Origin of the sequence: Paractinoplanes polyasparticus (genome assembly GCF_019710575.1) — a bacterium.
Taxonomy (GTDB): domain Bacteria; phylum Actinomycetota; class Actinomycetes; order Mycobacteriales; family Micromonosporaceae; genus Actinoplanes; species Actinoplanes polyasparticus.
The window spans coordinates 240134-259627 of the sequence record NZ_JAHWFK010000031.1 but is presented as its reverse complement, the minus strand read 5'-3'; the positions used below and the strand labels follow the sequence as shown (position 1 = coordinate 259627).

At 72.1% G+C, this 19494-nt stretch carries 17 protein-coding genes and 1 pseudogene; 13 read left to right on the top strand and 5 right to left on the bottom strand.

Annotation, left to right across the window (positions count from 1 at the left end; genetic code table 11):
* Positions 1-59: 59 nt before the first annotated feature.
* From KXC43_RS28225 to KXC43_RS28200, 6 genes are all read left to right on the top strand, one after another.
* On the top strand, positions 60-638 hold the full coding sequence (locus KXC43_RS28225; RefSeq protein WP_221379182.1) for an RNA polymerase sigma factor: 579 nt from the start codon (positions 60-62) through the stop codon (positions 636-638).
* Positions 592-1320 (top strand): anti-sigma factor, encoded by a 729-nt coding sequence (locus tag KXC43_RS28220; RefSeq protein ID WP_221379181.1) that lies wholly within the window; start codon positions 592-594, stop codon positions 1318-1320. Before KXC43_RS28225 ends, KXC43_RS28220 begins: the two co-directional genes overlap by 47 nt.
* Before the next feature lie 83 nt (positions 1321-1403).
* Positions 1404-2057 carry a fasciclin domain-containing protein gene (locus tag KXC43_RS28215; protein WP_221379180.1) on the top strand — a complete coding sequence of 218 codons (654 nt, stop codon included), beginning with the start codon at positions 1404-1406 and terminating at the stop codon, positions 2055-2057.
* Between the two features lie 119 nt (positions 2058-2176).
* Complete coding sequence (locus KXC43_RS28210; RefSeq protein ID WP_221379179.1) at positions 2177-4552, top strand: glycoside hydrolase family 65 protein; 2376 nt, start codon at positions 2177-2179, stop codon at positions 4550-4552.
* 10 nt (positions 4553-4562) lie between these two features.
* Positions 4563-5030: a GNAT family N-acetyltransferase gene (locus KXC43_RS28205; protein ID WP_221379178.1), complete on the top strand. Its 468-nt coding sequence runs from the start codon at positions 4563-4565 to the stop codon at positions 5028-5030.
* Between the two features lie 3 nt (positions 5031-5033).
* Entirely contained in the window at positions 5034-5516 is a 483-nt protein-coding gene (locus tag KXC43_RS28200) for a GrpB family protein (RefSeq protein WP_221379177.1), read from the top strand.
* A gap of 19 nt (positions 5517-5535) precedes the next feature.
* Here the strand turns inward: KXC43_RS28200 and KXC43_RS28195 are convergent, their stop codons facing one another.
* On the bottom strand, positions 5536-5877 hold the full coding sequence (locus KXC43_RS28195; RefSeq protein WP_221379176.1) for a type 2 periplasmic-binding domain-containing protein: 342 nt from the start codon (positions 5875-5877) through the stop codon (positions 5536-5538).
* 201 nt (positions 5878-6078) lie between these two features.
* Between KXC43_RS28195 and KXC43_RS28190 the strand changes: the two genes are divergently transcribed.
* The 3 genes and pseudogenes from KXC43_RS28190 (at position 6079) to KXC43_RS51340 (ending at position 7657) form a co-directional block, all read left to right on the top strand.
* Positions 6079-6807 carry a cyclase family protein gene (locus KXC43_RS28190; protein ID WP_255644932.1) on the top strand — a complete coding sequence of 243 codons (729 nt, stop codon included), beginning with the start codon at positions 6079-6081 and terminating at the stop codon, positions 6805-6807.
* Between the two features lie 12 nt (positions 6808-6819).
* Positions 6820-7044 (top strand): annotated as a pseudogene (locus KXC43_RS51345) (FAD-dependent monooxygenase); the annotation flags it as partial.
* Positions 7022-7657: an alpha/beta hydrolase family protein gene (locus KXC43_RS51340; RefSeq protein WP_308129289.1), complete on the top strand. Its 636-nt coding sequence runs from the start codon at positions 7022-7024 to the stop codon at positions 7655-7657. The pseudogene KXC43_RS51345 and the gene KXC43_RS51340, both read left to right, overlap by 23 nt.
* A gap of 7 nt (positions 7658-7664) precedes the next feature.
* On the opposite strand, the gene KXC43_RS28175 is transcribed toward KXC43_RS51340, so the two are convergent.
* Positions 7665-10736: an alpha-mannosidase gene (locus KXC43_RS28175; protein WP_221379173.1), complete on the bottom strand. Its 3072-nt coding sequence runs from the start codon at positions 10734-10736 to the stop codon at positions 7665-7667.
* A gap of 95 nt (positions 10737-10831) precedes the next feature.
* Between KXC43_RS28175 and KXC43_RS28170 the strand changes: the two genes are divergently transcribed.
* Entirely contained in the window at positions 10832-11470 is a 639-nt protein-coding gene (locus tag KXC43_RS28170) for a TetR/AcrR family transcriptional regulator (RefSeq protein WP_221379172.1), read from the top strand.
* 107 nt (positions 11471-11577) lie between these two features.
* Positions 11578-12843, top strand: a complete 1266-nt coding sequence (locus KXC43_RS28165; RefSeq protein ID WP_221379171.1) for an MFS transporter — start codon at positions 11578-11580, stop codon at positions 12841-12843.
* A 20-nt stretch (positions 12844-12863) separates the two neighbouring features.
* On the opposite strand, the gene KXC43_RS28160 is transcribed toward KXC43_RS28165, so the two are convergent.
* Positions 12864-13742, bottom strand: coding sequence for a DMT family transporter (locus KXC43_RS28160; RefSeq protein ID WP_221379170.1), 879 nt, complete (start codon positions 13740-13742; stop codon positions 12864-12866).
* A gap of 72 nt (positions 13743-13814) precedes the next feature.
* Here KXC43_RS28160 and KXC43_RS28155 point away from each other — a divergent pair, with 72 nt between their 5' ends.
* The gene (locus KXC43_RS28155; protein ID WP_221379169.1) at positions 13815-14741 is read left to right on the top strand and encodes a LysR family transcriptional regulator; all 927 of its coding nucleotides are present in this window, start codon (positions 13815-13817) and stop codon (positions 14739-14741) included.
* On the opposite strand, the gene KXC43_RS28150 is transcribed toward KXC43_RS28155, so the two are convergent.
* Both KXC43_RS28150 and KXC43_RS28145 read right to left on the bottom strand, forming a co-directional pair.
* Positions 14696-15376: a response regulator gene (locus KXC43_RS28150; protein ID WP_221379168.1), complete on the bottom strand. Its 681-nt coding sequence runs from the start codon at positions 15374-15376 to the stop codon at positions 14696-14698. The genes KXC43_RS28155 and KXC43_RS28150 overlap by 46 nt on opposite strands.
* Positions 15373-17103, bottom strand: coding sequence for a sensor histidine kinase (locus tag KXC43_RS28145; RefSeq protein WP_221379167.1), 1731 nt, complete (start codon positions 17101-17103; stop codon positions 15373-15375). Before KXC43_RS28145 ends, KXC43_RS28150 begins: the two co-directional genes overlap by 4 nt.
* 174 nt (positions 17104-17277) lie before the next feature.
* Between KXC43_RS28145 and KXC43_RS28140 the strand changes: the two genes are divergently transcribed.
* Positions 17278-19473 carry an MMPL family transporter gene (locus KXC43_RS28140; protein WP_221379166.1) on the top strand — a complete coding sequence of 732 codons (2196 nt, stop codon included), beginning with the start codon at positions 17278-17280 and terminating at the stop codon, positions 19471-19473.
* The last annotated feature ends 21 nt before the right edge of the window (positions 19474-19494 follow it).

The following is a 19494-nucleotide window of genomic DNA, read 5'->3' as shown; positions in this document are numbered from 1 at the left end:
CCGCCAGGGGTCCGGGAAACGAACCATCGGTGGAACCCCTATGCGCGGGAAGGAGGTCGATGAGCTCCGACGACGAGCTCGCCGAGCGGTTACGCGCCGGCGACGAGACGGCTCTACGAGTGGCGTACGAGCGGCACGGATCAGCCGTGCTCTATCTGGCTCAGCGCCTGCTGGGTAACCGGGCCGACTCCGAGGACGTCACCCAGATGACATTCGTGGCCGCGTGGACCGGCCGGGACAGCTTCGATCCGCAACGCGGCACGATGCTGGGCTGGCTGCTCGGCATCGCGCGGCGCAAGGCCGTCGACCGCCTGCGGTCGGCGTCGCGGGAACAGCGGACGACCGAAACTGTTCAGGCCCAGCAGACGGCGCCGGACGCCGACGAGACACCGGAACGGATCGTCGACCGGCTCGTGGTCGCCGACGAGCTGGGCCGGTTGCCCGACGAACAGCGACGCACACTGGAACTGGCGTTCTTCGACGATCTCACTCATCCCCAGATAGCGACCGTCACCGGACTGCCACTGGGCACGGTCAAGAGCCATATCCGGCGTGGAATGGCCAACCTGCGACGCCGTTGGGAGGTGGACGGTGCAACATTTGGATCCCGATCGGCTGGTCCTTCTCGCGCTCTCTGAGGAGATCGAGGAGCTGAACGAGTCCGATCATCTGGCGCAGTGCGAGGGCTGCCGCCACGAGATACAAGCTCTGCGCCACGTCGCCGAGGTCGGCTCGCAGGCTCAGGACCTGCGCGAGCTGCCGCCCCCACCGGAGCATGTCTGGAAGGCCATCGAGGCCGGGATAGCCGGTTCGGCCGTGCCCGCCGCGCCGGCCGCACCGGTGATCGACATGGCGGAACGACGCGTACGGCGGGACCGTTCGCGGTCACGCTGGCTGATGCCCACCATTGCCGCGGCTGCGGCTGCGGTTCTCGCTGTGGCCGGCACGGTGGCCGTCGACCGTTTCGCCGGCCGGCAACAGGACGGGCCGGTGACGGCCCGGGCGACGCTGACGCCGTTGAAGGAGGTGCCGCCGACCGCGGGCGGTGACGTGCGGGTGCTGGCCAACGGGCAGCTGCGGGTCGACGTGCACAATCTGCCGCTGACCACGGGCTTCCACGAGGTGTGGCTGCTCGACCCGGACGACCCGGGCAAGATGGTGGCCGTCGGCAGCCTGACCGACCGGCCGGACGCGGTGCTGCCGGTGCCCCCGGGCACCGACCTCAACCGCTACCGCGTGGTCGACATCAGCGACGAGCCGCACGACGGCGACGTCACCCATTCGGGTCGCAGCCTGCTGCGCGGAACTCTCACCTCTTAGGTGCATCCAAACGGCGTGACCGGAGCGAAGGACGGGGTGGTGGCGACGCAGCCACCATCCCGTTTCCGGAAGGACGCACGTAGATGAGGATCACCCGAGCCGGCCGGCGCGCCGCCGCCGTCGCGACCGCCGCCATCGTCGCCTCCGCTCTCACCGCCGCCCCGGCCGCCGCGCACGGCAAGACCAAGCCGCTGGGCACGAAGTCGCTCGCCGCGGTGCTGACCGCTGACAAGAGCGGCTTCGACCACAAGGGCTACGACTACGACATCCTGACCGCCGCCGTGCTGGCGGTGCTCAAGGCCAAGCCGTCCAGCCCGGTCAAGGTGCTGGCCGACGGCAAGACCGCCGTCACCGCCTTCCTGCCCAACGACCGCGCCTTCCAGAAGCTGGTCGCCGACATCCAGAACTCGAAGCGGCTGCCCGGCGAGAAGGCGGCGTTCACCGCGGTCGCCGGACTCGGCATCAACACCGTCGAGTCGGTCCTGCTCTACCACGTCGTCCCGGGTGCCACGATCACCCGCAAGGCGGCCCTGAAGGCCGACGGGGCCAAGCTCAAGACGGCCGCCGGCTCGACGATCAAGGTCGACGTCTACGGCCACTGGCACAAACGGATCGCGCTGATCGACGCCGACCGCAGCGACCGCAACCCGCGGGTGATCCGCTTCGACCTCAACAAGGGCAACAAGCAGATCGCCCACGGCATCGACCGGGTGCTCCGCCCGATCAACCTGCCCTGACCGGGGCCGGCCGAAGCTGGCAGGAGGGGTGGGCGCGCACCGGCGCCCACCCCTCCGCTCGCGGCAGCCGGAAGGCTTCAGCGTTTGACCCCGGCCCGGCCAGGCCCGAGGGTAGTGAAATGGTTGCCGACGCGTTGTTCCCGGTCGAGCCGTGGCAGGTGCGCGAGCCCTCGCTGAGCATCGGCCGGCTCGCCCAGTCCGAATCCGTGTTCGCCCTGGCCAACGGTCACATCGGGCTCCGGGCCAACCTCGACGAGGGCGAGCCCCACGTCATCGCCGGCACCTACCTCAACTCGTTCTACGAACAGCGGCCGCTGCCCTACCCGGAAGGCGGCTACGGCTATCCGGAGCAGGGACAGACCGTCGTGAACGTCACCGACGGCAAGCTCATCCGGCTCCTGGTCGACGACGAGCCGTTCCATGTGGCGCACGGCCGGCTGATCGCCCACGAGCGGATCCTGGACCTGCGCGACGGCGTGCTCCGGCGGTCCGTCGACTGGGAGTCCCCGGCCGGGCGGCGGGTGCGGATCCGCAGCTCCCGTATGGTGTCGTTCACCCAGCGGGCGGTGGCCGCCGTCGCCTACGAGGTCGAGGCCGTCGGCCAACCAGTGCGGATCACCGTGCAGTCGGGTCTGGTGGCCAACGAGGAACAGCCCCACGACTCCTCCGACCCCCGCGTCGCGGCCGCGCTCGACCGCCCGCTCGAAGCGGTGGGGCAGGACACCGAGCAACACGGCGCGGTGCTGTTGCACCGCACCCGGGTCAGCCGGCTGCTGATGGGCGCCGGCATGGACCATGTCGTCGAGGCGCCCGGCGACTACGACGAGGAGACCGACGTCCGCGCGGACTGGGCCCGCACCACCGTCGTGACCGTCCTGCAGCCCGGCGAGAGCCTGCGCATCACCAAGTTCCTGGGCTACGCGTGGAGTTCCTCCCGCTCGCCGGAAGCCGTGCGCGACCAGGTGGCCGGCGCCCTGACCGGCGCGCGCTACGCGGGCTGGGAAGGCTTGGCGGCCGAGCAACGCGCGTACCTCGACGACTTCTGGGACGCCGCCGATGTCGAGGTCGACGGCGACCCGGTGCTCCAGCAGGCGGTCCGCTTCAGCCTGTTCCACGTGCTCCAGGCCGGTGCCCGTGCCGAACGGCGCGCCATCGGGGCCAAGGGGCTGACCGGACCCGGCTACGACGGCCACGCCTTCTGGGACACCGAGGGCTTCGTGCTGCCGCTGCTGACCTACATCGCCCCGCACGCCGCCGCCGACACGCTGCGCTGGCGGCACAGCATCCTCGGCCAGGCAAGGCACCGGGCCCGCACGCTGGGGCTGGCCGGCGCCGCCTTCCCGTGGCGCACGATCCACGGCGAGGAATGCTCGGCGTACTGGCCCGCCGGCACCGCGGCGCTGCATCTGAACGCGGTGATCGCCCGCGCCGTCGACCGCTACCGTCAGGTCACCGGCGACGACTCGCTGGACGAGGAGTGCGGCCTCGAGATCCTCGTCGAGACGGCCCGGCTGTGGGTGTCGTACGGCCACCACGACGACGCCGGCGTCTGGCACGTCGACGGCGTCACCGGCCCCGACGAGTACAGCGCGGTCGCCGACGACAACGTCTTCACCAACCTGATGGCGGCCCGCAACCTGCGCGCGGCCGTCGCCGGCTGTGCCCGGCGGCCGGCGTTGGCCGCCCGCCTGGGCGTACGGCCGGGCGAGACCGAAGCGTGGCAGGCAGCCGCCGATGCCGCGCACGTGCCGTACGACAAGCGGCTCGGCGTGCACCAGCAGTCCACCGGGTTCACCCGCTACGCCCCCTGGCCCTTCACCGGCGAGCACCCGGGCGAACCGCTGATGCTGCACGCGCCGTACTTCCAGCTCTACCGCCGTCAGGTGATCAAGCAGGCCGACCTGGTGCTGGCCATGCACTGGTTGCCCGAGGAGTTCACCGCCGAGCAGAAGGCCCGCAACGTCGACTACTACGAGCGCATCACGGTCCGCGACTCGTCCCTGTCCGCGTGCACCCAGGCTGTGATGTGCGCCGAGGTGGGCCACCTCGAACTGGCCCACGACTACGCCTCCGAAGCCGCCCTCGTCGACCTGCGCGACCTGCACGGCAACACCGGCCACGGACTGCATCTGGCCTCGCTCGCGGGCGCCTGGTCGGCCATTGTGGAGGGGTTCGGCGGCCTGCGTGAACGCGACGGGGTGCTCGCCCTGGACCCCCGGCTGCCCGAGGGGGTCACGGGCCTGCGGTTCCGGCTGCGGCACCACGGCCTGCGGCTGCTCGTCGAGGCCGGCCACCGGACCGTACGGGTGACGGTGCGCGACGGCGACGGCGCCCGGCTGCCGCTCCGGCTCTACGACGAGTCCCTCTCGGTAGCGGCCGGCGAACCGGTGGAGCGCGACGTCGTGCCGCTGAAGCCGTTGCTGCCGGCGCCTCAGCAGCCGCCCGGCTACGCACCCGAGCGGGCAGTGCCGGATCCTCGTCCGGCGACTCGATAGGTTGGCGGTCATGACGGACGTTCGGCTGGAACCGATGACCGAGGACGAGTACCGGCCGTGGCGGGCCGAGGCCGAGGCGCACTACGCGCAGAGTGTCGCCGCGTCGGGCCGGTCGGCGCAGGACGCGGCCCGCAACGCCGCCGACACCTACGCGAAGTTGCTTCCCGACGAGTTCGCCACCCCGCACCACCATTTCTGGTACGCCTACGACGGCGACCGCCGGGTCGGCTTCCTCTGGATCAAGGTCACCGACGACACCGCGTTCGTCTACAACGTCGCTGTCGAGCCCGGCCTGCGCCGCCAGGGCTACGGCCGCGCCATCATGCTGGCCGCCGAGCGCTGGTGCCACGGCAACGGGCTGACCCGGATCGGCCTGCACGTCTTCGCCCACAACACCGGCGCGCGGGCCCTCTACGAGCAGCTGGGCTTCACCGAAACCGGCCGCAATCTGGCCAAAGACCTGCTCCCCCAGTCCTGAGCCGTGGCAGTGCCCGACCTCCGGCCCGGGGCGGAGTTCCTCGACACGGCCCGTTTGATCCAGGAGCACGAACGCCGGCGGCTGGCGGCCCTGCTGACCGGCCCCCATGAGCTCGAACTGGTCGGGGGCAGCTCGCTGCCCGGCGCGCTCACCAAGGGAGACGTCGACCTCCATCTGCGCGTGCCCGGCGCCGCCTTCCCGGCGACGGTCGACGCTCTCCGGGCGGTCTACGTGGTGGTGCACCCGGAGATCTGGCAGGCGACCCTGGCCACGTTCGCCGTCGAGCACACCTCGCTGCCCACGGGTGTCGCGGTCACCCCCGCCGGGTCGGAGCACGATGTGCGCTTCACCCGCACCTGGCAGCGGCTCGCCGCGGAGCCCGCGCTGGTTACGGCGTACAACGAACTCAAGGTCCGCCATCGCGACGACCCGGCGGAGTACGAGCGCCGCAAGTCCGCCTTCTTCGATTCCCTGCAGGACGGCTGAAGACGGTCATCAGCAGCGTCTACACCCCCTCGGCGGCGCCACCGATCGCCTGGTGGGCCGCTCGCACCAGCACGTCGCGCAGGTAGATGTGCTCGGGGTCGTCGTCGTAGACGGGGTGCCACCACATCGCCTCGATCAGCGGGCCGGCGTCGAACGGGGGCGTCAGGGCGCGGACGCCGACGTTGAGCGGCAGCAAATCGATCAGCCGGCGCTGCAGCAGGGCGATGCGATCGCTGCCGGCGACCAGGGTGGGAACCACGAGGAAGCTCTCGACGACAACCTGGACCCGGGGTTCGATCCCCAGCATCCGCATCTGACGGGCGGCCGGCGTCGACGCCGTCGGGCCGTGATAGCTGACCACCCACGGCATGGTGCGCAGGTCGTCGACGGTGGGTGAACTCGCGGGCCGACGTGGCCGGGTCGAAGTCCGGCTGCGCCGTGAACACCCGCTCCGCGCTGGTCAACGCTGGTCCGGCGGGGCGCCGCGTTCTCGCTGGCACAGTCGTTCGACGCCAACGGCCCGCAGAACGGCTGGCGGCGGCGTACCAACCCGGTGCACACCATGCTGGACACCGGCCTCGACGCCGAGCGCGGACAGGGCTTCCCGCACGGACTGGGCGGCGCCGACGACGTCATCTTCATGCCGTTGCAGGCGTCGACCCAGTGGGACGGGCTGGGCCACATCTTCGACCACGGCCGGGCCTGGAACGGCCGCCGGGCCGGCGACGTGGTGACCAGCGAGGGCGACCGGGTCACCGGCATCGAGACCGCGGCCGCCCACCTGGCCGGGCGGGGCGTGCTGCTCGACGTCGGCCGGGCGGTGGGCGACGACGGCGAACTGCCCGACGGCTTCGCCATCACGGTCGAACACCTGGAGGCGACCATCGACGCGCAGGGGCCGAGCGCCCGGGTCGGCCGGGACGACCTGCTCTGCGTCCGCACCGGCCGGCTGGCCCGGGCCCGGCGGGACGGCTGGGGCGACTACGCGGGCGGCCCGGCGCCCGGCCTGTCGTTCACCACCGCCGACTGGCTGCACCGCAAGGAGATCGCCGGGATCGCCACCGACACGTGGGGGTTCGAGGTGCGCCCGAACGAGTTCGACGTCGCCTTCCAGCCGCTGCATCAGGTGTGCATCCCGCACATCGGACTGTTCCCGGGCGAGATGTGGGACCTGGACGCCCTCGCCGCCGACTGCGCAGCCGACGGCGTCTGGGAGTTCTTCCTCACCGCCGCCCCGCTGCCGGTGACCGGCGCCGTCGGCGCTCCGGTCAACCCGCTGGCCGTCAAGTGAAGGAGTCCTGACATGCCCGCTGTGGACAACGTGCTCGTCGTCGGCGCCGGCCTCGCGGGGTCGGCCACCGCCATCCGGCTGGCCGAGGCCGGGGTCGCCGTCGACCTGATCGAGGTCAGGCCCGAGGCCACCGCCCTCGGCTCGGGCATCACCCTGCAGGGCAACGCGCTGCGGGAGCTGGACCGCCTCGGCGTCTGGCCGGCGGCGCGGGAACGTGGCTTCTGCTTCGACGTCACCGGCATCCGGGCGCCGGACCCGCACGCGACGGTGGTCGCCGAGATCCCCGACGCGCGCACCGGCGGGCCTGACTACCCGGCAGGCCGGGGCCGCCGTCGACTGGCTGGCGACCCGCGACGACGTAGACGCCGCCCGGATCGGCATCGTCGGCTGGTCACTCGGCGGCTACTACGCCCCGCGCGCCGCCGCGTACGAGAAGCGCCTGGCTCTGTGCGTCGCCTGGGGCGCCAACCACAACTGGGGCGCCGTTCAACGCCGGCGCCTCGAACGTGAGGGTGAGCGCCCGGTCCCCCACTACTGGGAGCACGTGCTGTGGGTCTGGGGCCACACCGACCTCGACGAGTTCATCGACTTCGCCGACGGCGTCCACCTCGACGGCGTCGTCGGGAACATCACGGTGCCCTTCCTGATCGCCCACGGCGCGAACGATCGGCAGATCCCCCTGTCGTACGCCCACCGCTCGTACGACCAGGCAGTCAACTCCCCCAAGCGGGAGCTGCGCGTCTTCACCCCCGAGGAGGGCGCCACCGAGCACATCGGACTCGACCACCTGTCCCACGTCAGCACCTTCATCGCCGACTGGGTGGCCGACACCTTCGCCGAGATGAGCTGATCCGTCCTCACCGGAACGGGCTGATCCTCAGGGTGACGATCTCGAACGGACGCAGCTCGAGATCGATGCTGTCCCGCGAGTGCCAGGTCGACCGGCCCAGATCACGCTCGAGGAGATCGGTCGACCGGGCCACGGTGAAGCCGAAGTTCGGCTGCACGGTCGTCCGGGTCCGGGCTCCGGCCGCCTCGTACAGCCGGACGACGAGATCGCCCGACCGGTCCTCGGCGAGCTTGACCGCTTCCACCAGAACGGACGCCGCCGAGACGGTCACGACCGGCTCGACGACGTGCGCCGCGTCCTCGAGCGTGCGGACCGGGAGGTTGATCCGATAGCCGGCCGCGGCCGCGTCGAGGACGCCGGCCGCGAAACCGAGGGCGGTGCGCAGCACGTGCAGGCCCTGGTCCGCCTGCGGGTCCGGGTATTTCGGGCCGCGCAGCAGCGACTCGCGGACCAGCGTCGTGGTCCCGCCGTCGGCCCGGACGGTCCGGGTGACGTCGTGCCCGTAGGTGGACCCGTTGGCGACCACGGCGCCGAAGTCCGCCTCGGCGACGTGCACCCACCGGTGCGCCACGGTCTCGAAGCGGGCGTGGTCCCACGAGGTGTTGACGTACGCCGGCCGCAGGACGTGGCCGAACTGGATCTCCGACGCGGCCTGGTCGGCCCGCAGGTCGAGCGGGAAGGCGAGCTTGAGCAGCTTCTCCTGCTCGTGCCAGTCGACGGTCGTCTCGATCTGCAGCTCGGCGCCGCCCTCGGTCAGCCAGTACCGCTGCACGATCGACGACTTGCCGTAGGAGTGCGTCACCACCAGGGAACGGTCGACGATCTCGACGGCGTCCGGGGTGCGCAGTTCGGTCACCGACCGCTGATAGGAACGGTCGATGTCCCAGGCCTCGAACATGGCCGGGATGTCGCGGAAGATCTGGAGCGCCGATGCCGCCTCGCCCGGCGCGATCAGGTCCCGGCCGGTCCGCCCGTCGACGAAGGAGACCAGCCGGCCGTACGCGTCGAAACGCGCGACCACGCGGCCGTTGCCCAGCGCATAGCCGGAGCCCGACCGGACGGGCACGACGGCCGGATCCGCCACGAGAGAGCCGGCGCCCAGGGCGGTGACGGAGCCGGCGGTCACCGGGGCCGCGTTGAAGACGACGCTCTCCGTGCCGCGGCCGGCCAGGGCACGCTGGGCGGCCGCGATGATCCGCTCGAGCCGGACCGCGACCTGCCGGTAGTGCTCCTCGGCCTCGTCGTGCACCCAGGCGATGGCCGATCCCGGAAGGATGTCGTGGAACTGCTGCAGCAGCACCGTCTGCCAGATCGATTCGAGTTCCTCGTACGGGTAGCGGGCAAGCCCGCGGACCGCCGCGGTCGCGCTCCAGAGCTCGGCCTCGCGCAGGAGGTGCTCGCTGCGCCGGTTGCCCTGCTTGGTGCGGGCCTGACTCGTGTACGTCCCGCGGTGGCCCTCGAGGTACATCTCGCCGTACCAGACGGCCGGATCGGCCAGGGTCCGCTTGGCCTCGTCGAAGAACTGCGCCGGGGAACCGAGAGTGACGCGGGGCGCGCCCTCGAGGTCCCGGTTGCGGTGGGCCGCCGCCAGCATCTCCGGGGTGGGGCCACCCCCGCCGTCGGACCAGCCGAACAGGGTCAGCGACACGTTCGAGGCGCCGCGCTCGGCGTACTGCCGCTGCGCCTTGGCCAGGTCGCCGGCGCCGAGGTCGGAGCCGTAGGTGTCGTTGGGCGGAAAGTGCGTGAAGATCCGGCTGCCGTCGAGGCCCTCCCAGAGGAACGTGTGATGCGGCATCCGGTTGGTGTCGTTCCACGAGAGCTTCTGGGTCAGGAAACTGTTCGTCCCCGCGCCCCGGGCGATCTGCGGGAACGCCGCGGTGAAACCGAACGAGTCGGGCAGCCAGGCCTCGCGCGACAACACGCCGAACTCCCGGAGGAAGAAGTTCTGGCCGAGCAGGAACTGGCGGACGAGGGCCTCGCCGCCGGGCATGTTGGTGTCGCTCTCGACCCACATGCCGCCGACCGGAACGAACCGTCCCTCGTGGACCCGGGCCCGGATCCGTTCGAAGAGGGCGGGATAGAACTGCCTGACCCAGTCGAACTGCTGGGCGCTGGACGCGGCGAAGACGAAGTCGGGGTCGGCGTCCATCAGGGTGAGCACGTTCGAGAACGTGCGCGCGGCCTTGCGGACCGTCTCGCGGGCCGGCCACAACCAGGCCGAGTCGAGGTGGGCGTGGCCGACCGCGACGATCGAGTGGGCGCTGGGGTGGGCGGGTGCGGCGAGAACCTGCCTCAGCTCGGCGGCGGCCGCCGTCACCGTGTTCTCGATGTCGTCGGGGTCGAGAACGTCGCACATCCGCTCGAGCGCGTGCCGGACAGCGGCCCGGCGCGGCGAGGTGGCGTCGAGCTCCCGCATCAGGCCCATGAGTCCCGCGGCGTCCCGCAGCAGCGCGTCCACGGCGAGGTCGCGCTCGACCAGCGCGACCTGGCGGAGGGTGTAGATGGGCTCGGCGCCGGCGGTCGCCTTGTCGCCGAGGTGAACCACGTCGGACCGGCGTGGCGAGGCGAATCCGGACGGGAGGGGCGCTCCCCCGGCTGCCGGGGCGAGCGTCGTCGCGAAGAAGTGCTCGAGCAGGTTCGGATTCGACGCGGCCTCGACGTAGAAGTCGACGTCGGCGTCACCGGCCGGGTCGATGTCGACCCCGTGGTTGAACGGTTCGAGGCCCTTGACGATCGAACCGTCGGGCCGGTACACCAGCCCCTCGGCCTGGAAGGCCGGCAGCAGGCCGCTGAATCCGAGGTCCACCAGCATCTGGACGGCCGTGCCGGCGCCGCCCCAGCCCGGCGGCACCGCGCCGGTGACGTGGAACCAGGTCGTGCCCCAGGGCCTGCTCCATCGCTGCCCGGCCGAGAAGGGCTGGAAGGACTGGGTGACCGCTTCCCGGAACGGGACCGGTTCGCCGGGCGCCTCCCAGGCCGTCACCGTCAGCGGCGCGATCCGCCGATAGAGGCGCGGTCCGAGCCGGGTGCTCAGCACATTGCCGATGCGCAGCTGCGCCTGGCCGTCGTTGTCATGCATGACGGAACCGTAACACCGAAAAGTTCCACCCGGAACTTTTCAGCGTCACTAAGGTGGCGGGAGTCGCACCCAGCAAGGGAGGGAGAACGCGCGAGATGACAGACGAGGCCCCCGAGAAGGTTTCGCCGGTGTCCGGGCAGGGCGCACGGGGGCGCTACCCGAAGGGAATTCTCCGTCGCCGGCAGATTCTCGACCGCGCCGTCGAGGTCTACGCCGACCTCGGATTCGAGGGCACCTCGCTGCGAGCGATCGGGGAAGCCATCGGGGTCAGCCACGCCGCGCTCCGGCGCTACTTCGAGACCCGCGAGGAGCTCTTCCTCGAGGTGCTGCGGGAGAAGGACCGCCAGGCGCTGGCCGAGGCGCACGAGGCCGGTCACGACCGGGCGCCGGGCTTCGCGGCGATGGCCGCGAACTACGCCCAGCAGGTCCCCGGGCTCATGGCCCTGCGGCACAGCATGGTCGCCCGCGCGCTCGAACCGGGCAACGAGCACTCGCGCGAGTTCTTCCGCGAGCGCTATCGATCGTTGCGCCGGCAGGCGCTGACGCTGCTGGAGTTCGCCCGCGAACGCGGAACCGTCCGGGCCGACATCCCGCTCGACACCGCGGCCGCCCTGCTGATCGCGGCGCTCGACGGCCTCTCCACCCAGTGGCTGCTCGACCCCGGCGCCGACATGCACGCCGGCATGGCCCTGCTCGAGCGCCTGCTCGAAACCGGCACTCCACGCGAGGACTGACCCCTCGGCCGGAGCCACCAACAAAAAGTTCCACGCGGAACAATTCGGTGTTACGGTTCGCTCACGCGGCCGCAGCAGCCGCATTCCCTCAGCTCAGAGGATCTGACGTGGACGAATCCCGCAGCACCCCCGTGTCCGTCGCCGAAGTCCCGCCGCAGGACGGCGCGCCCGCACGATCCCGGTACGCCGTCGCGGCGATACCCCTCGCCCTGCTCGGCTGGTCCATCGCCCTGGTGCCCCCGCTGGCCGTCACGATCGCCCTGCGGCTGCGCGAGCTGGACGTCGACGGCGCGGCGACGAACCTCGGAATCGTGCTCGGCGTCGGCGCCTTCTTCTCCTTCGTCACCAACCCGCTGGCCGGACGGCTGTCCGACCGGACCATGAGCCGCTTCGGCATGCGCAAGCCGTGGATCTTCAGTGGCGCCGTCATCGGCTACGCCGGCGTCGCCGTCATCGCGTTCGCGCCGAACGTGCCGGTCGTCCTGCTGGGCTGGAGCGTGGCCCAGATCGGCCTCAACCTCTCGCTCGCCGCACTGATCGCCCTGCTGCCCGACCAGGTCGAACCTCACCGGCGTGGACGCGTCGCCTCGTTCATCAGCCTCGCCCAGAACGTCGGCGGCGTGGGCGCCACGTTCCTGGTGCAGCTCTTCCCCATCGGCCCCCTGCAGAGTCTGATCCCGAGCCTGTCCGGCGTCGTGCTCATGCTCGCCGTGGTCGCGCCGATCAGGGACAAGGTCCGCACCGAGCGGCCGGTCGGACGGCTCGACGTGAAGACCCTGTTCGGATCGTTCGTCTTCAACCCGCGCAAGCACCCCGACCTCGGCTGGGCCTGGCTGACGCGGTTCTTCCTGAACACCACGCAGTTCACCGCCACCAGCTACCTGACGTACTTCCTCATCGCGGAGTTCAACGTCAGCGACGACGAGGCGCCGACCATGGTCTTCCAGGCCGTGCTCGTCAACGCGGTCGGCCTGCTGCTGGTCACCCCCGTGCTGGGCTGGCTCTCCGACAGGCTCGGCCGGCGCAAGCCGTTCGTCATCCTCTCGTCGCTGATCGCGACCGGCGGTCTCACCGTCATCGCCCTCTCGTCGACGATTCCGGTGCTGTTGCTGGGCCAGTTCATCCTGGGCGCGGGGGTGGGCGCCTTCTTCGCCGTCGAACTCGCCCTCATCGCCGACGTGCTGCCGAGCGAGGAGGACGCGGGCAAGGACCTCGGCGTGGCCAACCTCGCCCAATCGCTACCCCAGTCGCTCATCCCCATCGCGGCCCCCGGGGTCATCGCCGCGTTCGGCTATCCCGGCCTCTTTCTCGGCGGCGCCCTGTTCGGCATCCTCGGCGCCCTCGGCGTGACCCGGGTGCGCAAGGTGCGCTGACCAGCGCTCGCACGGTGGGATCAGACCGGGGTAAGCGCGCGATGGCCGGCCTCGACGCGCTGGCCGTAGTAGGTGCCGGCGAGGACGAGCGCGATCCCGGCGACGGCGACCGCGGTCAGGCGCTCGCCGGCGACACCGACCCCGATCAGCACCGCCCACACCGGTTCGGTGCCCAGCAGCAGGCTCGCGCGGGCCGCCGACGTACGCCGGATCGCCCACAGTTGCACCAGGAACGCGAACACGCTGCAGCCCAGCGCGAGGTACAGCACGCCGAGCCAGTGACCAGGCCCGAAGGCGCGCACCGCCGAGGGCAGGGTGGGCGCCGCGACGATCGTGAACAGGACCGTGCCGACCACCATCTGCAGCCAGGTGAGCGTCACCGTGTCGTACCGCCGGCCCTCCGTCAGCCGCCCGGACAGCGTCACATGGGCCGCGCGGACGACAGCCGCCGCGAGCATCAGCGCGTCGCCCGCCGTCGGCGCGCGCAGGCCCGGGCCGGCGACGAGCAGCACCACCCCGGCCACAGCCACCGCAGCGGCCACGAAGAACCGGCTCGGCAGCCACCGCCGGCGCACAGCGCCCTCGAGCGCCGGCGTCAGCAGGATCGTCAGGCTGATCAGCACCCCGGCGTTGGTCGCGCTGGTCAGCGCCACCCCGTACGTCTCCAGCACGAGCACCGCCGCCTGAGTGAGGCCCAGCAGCGCCCCGACCCGCAGCTCCGGCCGGCTCAGCTGCCGCCCGGCCATGGCCGGCGCGAGGGCGATCGCCGAAACGGCGAAGCGCAGCGCCAGCACGGCGAGCACCCCACCGGCCAGGACGAGTGTCTGCGCGGCCAGGTAGCTGCTGCCCCACACCACCGCCACGGCCAGCAACAACAGGTCACTCCGGCGTATCGACATGACCGCAGCCTGAAGCGGCCAGATCGTGAAGACAAGATGCGTACCTCTGAACGTACGGTGTAGTCATACCTAATGGATCTGCACCATCTGCGCCTGCTCAGGGAACTCGGCGACCGGGGCAGCGTTGCCGCCGTCGCCCGGGCGATGCACATCACGCCGTCGGCGGTCTCCCAGCAACTGCGGTCGCTGCAGCGCTCCGCGCGGGTGCCGCTGACCGAACGCCGAGGCCGCCGTCTCGTGCTCACCGAGGCCGGCCGGGCCCTCGCCGCGGCGGCGATCGAGGTCTCCACCGCGCTCGACCGGGCCGGCCGGGCCGTGGACGCCTACCTCGACGACCCGGCCGCGCCGGTCACGGTGGCCGCCTTCCACAGCGCCGGGCTGACCTATTTCGGCCCGCTGATCGGCCGGGCCGGCCTGCCGCCGGTGCGGTGCTCGGACAAGGACGTGGCCCAGGCCGGCTTCCCGGCGCTGGTCGCCGACTACGACCTGGTGCTGGCCCACCGGCTGGCGCACAGCCCTTCCTGGCCGGCGGACCGGCTCACGGTCGTGCCGCTGGTCCACGAGCCGCTGTACGTCGCCATCCCGGCCGGCCACCGGCTGGCTTCAGAGCCGTCGCTCACCGCCACCGACGTCGCCGGGGAACCGTGGATCAGCGTCCACGAGGGGTTCCCGATCGAGGGAGTGCTGACCGCCATCGCCGCGATCGCCGGCCGGCCCCTCGACATCGTCCACCGGGTCAACGAGTTCACCGTCGTGGCCGCGATCGTGGCGGCGGGTGGCGGGCTCGCGCTGCTGCCCGGCTACACCAGCCGGCCCGATCCCGGCGTGGTGCTGCGGCCGCTGGCCGACCTGCCGGCCGGGCGGCACATCGACGTTCTCGCGCGTCCGGAGAGCCTGCACCGGGCCGGCGTCCGCATGGTCCTCGGCGCCCTGCACGAGATAGCGGCCGGCGGTCAGTCGCCGGGCAGCGCGTCGCCCGGGCGGACCACACCGCACTGATAGGCGAGCACCACCAGCTGGGCGCGGTCGCGGACGCCGAGTTTGGTCATCGCCCGGTTCACGTGGGTCTTCGCGGTCAACGGCGACATGTGCAACCGAACCGCGATCTCGTTGTTCGACAGGCCGTGCGCCACCAGGACCAGGACCTCGCGCTCGCGATCGGTCAGGTCGTCCAGCGCGGGCGCCCGCGGGCCGTCCGGCCGGAGGTGGTCGAGAAAGCGGGCCACCAGCGCCCGGGTGGCCCGCGGCGACAGCAGCGCCTCGCCGTCGGCCACCACCCGGATGGCGTTCAGCAGGTCCTCCGGTTCCACGCTCTTGCCGAGGAAGCCGCTCGCTCCGGCCTGGAGCGCCAGCACCACGTTGTCGTCGTTCTCGAACGTGGTCAGCACGAGCACCCGGACGCCGGCCAGGTTGTCGTCGGCCCCGATCAGCCGGGTCGCCTCCAGGCCGTCCATGCGCGGCATCCGGATGTCCATCAGGATGACGTCGGCCCGGGTCGTGCGGGCCAGACCCAGCGCCTCGCGGCCGTCGGCGGCCTCGGCGACCACCTCGAACCCCGGCTCGGCATCGATGATCATGCGGAAGCCGGCCCGGATCAGCGCCTGGTCGTCGGCCAGCAGGACGCGGATGGTCACGCCGACCGCACCCGGCTGCGGGGCACGACTCCGCATCCCGGGGCCGTCTGCGGCGCCGGAGAGGCCACCGGCAGCACCGCCTGCATCCGGTAGCCGTCCCCCTCGTTGCTGACCACCTCGATCTCGACCGCGTCCGGCCGGTACCGCACGGTGAGCCGGACCGCTCGCACGGTGAGCCGGTGCGCCCCGGCCACGGCCTCGGCGATGGTCTCGTACGCGGCCCGGTCGGTCGCCGTGGGCAGCGGCCGCGGTTCGCCGCGGACCTGAAGCTCCACCGTCATCCCGGTCGCCGCCAGCTGCGCCGGCAACTCGGACAGCCCGCGGAGCCCGGGCGCAGGCTCGTCGGAGATGCCGAGCAGGCGGGCCACGCAATGCATCTCGGTGAGCAGGGAGTCCGACGCCCGCTGGATGTGGGCGAGCGACGGCGCCACCGCCCCGGGGCTCTCGAGCAGGCGCGTGGCCGCGCGCGTCTGCTCGACGACCGACACCATGTGGCCGGTCACGATGTCGTGCAGCAGGCCGGCGCTGCGGGCCGGCTCGCGTGGTGGAGAGCCGAATCGGGGCGCCGGCGCGCCGGCCGGCAGCACCGCCCGTACGCGGAAATCGCTGCCCGTCGGCCCCACGGTGAGAGTGCCGCCCGCGGATGCGGCGCGCTCCCGCATGCCCAGCAGCCCGTATCCGGAACCCAACTCGGCCGCGCCCACGGGCAGCGGGTTGACCACCTCGATCTCGACCGCCTCCGGGGTGTGCCGCACCGTGAGCCGGGCGGTGCCGGCGCCATGCTTGTACGCGTTGGTCAGCGCCTCCTGCGCGATCCGGTACGCCGCCAGGTCGGCCACCACCGGCAGCTCCCCCGGCTCGCCGAGCTGACGGAACTTCACCGGAAAACCGGCCGCCGCGAGACCGGCCAGCAGGTCGGGCAGCCGGGTGAGACTGGGCGCCGGCTCGGTGTCGTCCGGCTCGTCCGCGCTGCGCAGCACGCCCACCACCGACTGGATCTCGGAGAGCACGCTGTTCGACGCCTCCCGGATGTGGTTCAGGGCGGGCGCCACCTGGTCGGGCCGGCGGTCGAGGATGTGGGTGGCCGCGCCGGCCTGCACGTTGATCACCGCGATGTGGTGCGCCACCACGTCGTGCAACTCGCGGGCGATGCGCAGCCGCTCCTCGGTGACCCGGCGGCGGGCCTCCTCCTCGCGGCTGTGCTCGGCACGGTGGGCCCGCTCCTCCACCTCGCGGACATACGCCCGGTGCGACCGGGCCGCGTCGCCCACCGCGGCCGCCAGGAAGACCCAGGCGAACAGTCCGAGCACGTCGGGGCGCAGCCACACGTCCCGGTTGAGCAGCACCACGGTCACATAGACCACCGATGACGCGGCCAGCGCGCACAACCAGCCCCGGCGCCGATCGGTGTGGGCGGCGATCGAGTACGTGATGACGCCCAGCGCCACGATCAGGCCCGGATTGTTGACCTCCTGGACCACGGCGGCGGCAGTGGCCGTGGTGGCGATCGCCAGCGCGGTCATCGGCCGGCGGCGGCGGCCCATGACCGCCACGAACGCCACCACCGCGATCAGCACGTCCCAGCCGTTCGGCCGGTGCGTGGACTCCGGCAGCGCCGCCTTGAACACCGCGGCCGCCAGCACCAGGGCGAGCACGAAATCGACCAGCAGCGGCCGCTCGGCGATCACGCGCCAGCGTCCCAGCAGGTGTCCCTCGGTCGTGTTCATCACGGCCGACCCTACGCCCGGCGCGATCCGGTGGCGTCCTCCCGGCGTGGTACCGGGCACGGCGCCGGATACCGCAATTGTCGTAGACGGCCGTCTGTGGCTGGACGACGACTTCCGGCGTGGGTTTCGCGACTGTGGAGCGGTCACTGACTCCGGCTGCCCGGGAGAACTCCGATGGCTACCTATCTGTACCGGCTCGGCCGGTTCAGCTTCTACCGCCGCAAGCTGGTCCTCGCGATCTGGCTGGCCGTACTGGGGCTGCTCGGCGTGGGCGCGGCCACGCTGTCCGGCCCGACCTCGGACGATTTCGCCATTCCCGGCACCGAGGCCCAACAGGCTCAGGACCTGCTGAGCGAGCGCTTCGGCGAGTCACCCGCGGGTGGCGCCGAGGCACGGGTGGTGTTCGCCGCACCGCCCGGCGAGAAGCTCACCGACCCGCAGAACCGGGGCGCGGTCGACCGTACCGTCGCCGCCTTGAAGACCGGGCCGCAGGTGGCCCAGGTGAGCGATCCGCTGGACGGCACCGTCAACGAGGGCAGCACGATCGCGTACGCCCGGGTCACGTTCAAGGTGCCGGCGGCCGAGGTGACGGACGCCGACCGTGAGGCGCTTCTGGCGGCCGCGGAACCCGGGCGCGACGCCGGGCTGGCCGTGGAGGCCGGGGGCGACGCCCTGCAGAGCGAGCCCGAGCAGGGGCTCAGCGAGGTGATCGGCTTCGGCGTGGCCGCGGTCGTGCTGACCATCACCTTCGGCTCGCTCATCGCGGCCGGGCTGCCACTGCTCACCGCCTTCCTGGGGGTGGCGGCCACGATGGCCGGCATCCAGCTGGCCTCCGGCTTCCTCGACCTGAGCAGCAGCACGTCGACGCTGGCGCTGATGCTGGGCATCGCGGTCAGCATCGACTACGCGCTCTTCATCGTCTCGCGGTACCGGCACGAGTTGGCCGTGGGCCGGACCGGCGCGGAGGCGGCCGGGCGCGCGGTCGGCACGGCCGGGTCCGCGGTCACGTTCGCCGGGCTCACCGTGCTCGTCGCCCTGACCGCGCTGGCGGTGGTCAACATCCCGGTGCTCACGGAGATGGGTCTGGCCGCCGCGGGCGCGGTCGCGGTGGCCGTGCTCATCGCCCTCACCCTGCTGCCGGCGCTGGTCGGCTTCGCGGGCCGGCGGATCACCGGGCGCACCGGCCACGCCCGGGACCTCGAGGCGGACGGGGCCCGCCCCACGCTGAGCCTGCGGTGGGCTCGCGCGATCACCCGGCGGCCGATCCTGACCGTGGCGACCGCGGTCGCCGTGCTCGGGATCATCGCCGTGCCGGCGCTCGATCTGCGGCTGGGCCTGCCCGGCGACAACATGGCGTCGCCGGACACCACCCAGCGCAAGGCGTACGACCTGATGACGACCGGATTCGGCGCCGGCTACAACGGTCCGCTGCTGGTCGTGGTGGACGCTGCCGGCAGCCCGGACCCGAAGGCGGCGGCGACCGCGGCCGCCGACACCATCAAGGCCCTGCCCGGCGTGGTGTCGGTCAGCCCGCCGACGTTCAACCAGGCCGGCGACACCGCGATGGTGTCGGTGATCCCGGCCAGCGCGCCGGACAGCACCGAGACGACCGACCTCGTGCACGCGATCCGCGACGCCGACGCGGACCTGCGGGCGGACACCGGCGCCGACCTGTCCGTCACCGGCACCACGGCCGTCACCATCGACATCGCCGCCAAGATGGGTGACGCGCTGGTGCCGTACCTGGCGGTGATCGTCGTTCTGGCCTTCCTGCTCCTCACCCTGTTGTTCCGGTCGGTGCTGGTGCCGCTGAAGGCGATCGCCGGGTTCCTGCTGTCGGTGGTGGCCACGTTCGGCGCGGTGGTCGCGGTCTTCCAGTGGGGCTGGCTGGCCGACGTGTTCGGGGTGGAACAGACCGGCCCGATCGTCAGCCTGCTGCCGGTGATCCTCATCGGGATCGTGTTCGGTCTGGCCATGGACTACGAGGTCTTCCTGGTCAGCCGGATGCGCGAGGAGCACGTGCACGGCGCGTCCCCGATCCAGGCGGTGACCGCGGGCTACGCGCACGGCGCCCGCGTGGTCACGGCGGCGGCGATCATCATGATCAGCGTCTTCGCCGGCTTCGTCCTGGCCCCGGACCCACTGATCAAGTCGATCGGGTTCGCCCTGGCCGCGGCCATCCTGCTCGACGCGTTCCTGGTCCGCATGACGATCGTCCCGGCGGCGATGGCCCTGCTCGGCCGGCGGGCGTGGGCGCTCCCCCGGTGGCTGGACCGGCTGCTGCCGAACGTCGACGTGGAGGGCGAACGACTGCAGGACGCCGTACCCGAGCCGCCGGCTCTGCCGCAACCGGTCGGCGCGGGCCGCTGACCCCCGGCGCGACCTGAGCCG

Bases quoted from the DNA above. Each gene is read 5' to 3' on its own strand.
- KXC43_RS28225 (WP_221379182.1), top strand. From the start codon at position 60: ATGAGCTCCGACGACGAGCTCGCCGAGCGGTTACGCGCCGGCGACGAG.
- KXC43_RS28215 (WP_221379180.1), top strand. From the start codon at position 1,404: ATGAGGATCACCCGAGCCGGCCGGCGCGCCGCCGCCGTCGCGACCGCC.
- KXC43_RS28210 (WP_221379179.1), top strand. From the start codon at position 2,177: ATGGTTGCCGACGCGTTGTTCCCGGTCGAGCCGTGGCAGGTGCGCGAG.
- KXC43_RS28205 (WP_221379178.1), top strand. From the start codon at position 4,563: ATGACGGACGTTCGGCTGGAACCGATGACCGAGGACGAGTACCGGCCG.
- KXC43_RS28190 (WP_255644932.1), top strand. From the start codon at position 6,079: ATGCTGGACACCGGCCTCGACGCCGAGCGCGGACAGGGCTTCCCGCAC.
- KXC43_RS28175 (WP_221379173.1), bottom strand. From the start codon at position 10,736: ATGCATGACAACGACGGCCAGGCGCAGCTGCGCATCGGCAATGTGCTG.
- KXC43_RS28170 (WP_221379172.1), top strand. From the start codon at position 10,832: ATGACAGACGAGGCCCCCGAGAAGGTTTCGCCGGTGTCCGGGCAGGGC.
- KXC43_RS28160 (WP_221379170.1), bottom strand. From the start codon at position 13,742: ATGTCGATACGCCGGAGTGACCTGTTGTTGCTGGCCGTGGCGGTGGTG.
- KXC43_RS28155 (WP_221379169.1), top strand. From the start codon at position 13,815: ATGGATCTGCACCATCTGCGCCTGCTCAGGGAACTCGGCGACCGGGGC.
- KXC43_RS28145 (WP_221379167.1), bottom strand. From the start codon at position 17,103: ATGAACACGACCGAGGGACACCTGCTGGGACGCTGGCGCGTGATCGCC.
- KXC43_RS28140 (WP_221379166.1), top strand. From the start codon at position 17,278: ATGGCTACCTATCTGTACCGGCTCGGCCGGTTCAGCTTCTACCGCCGC.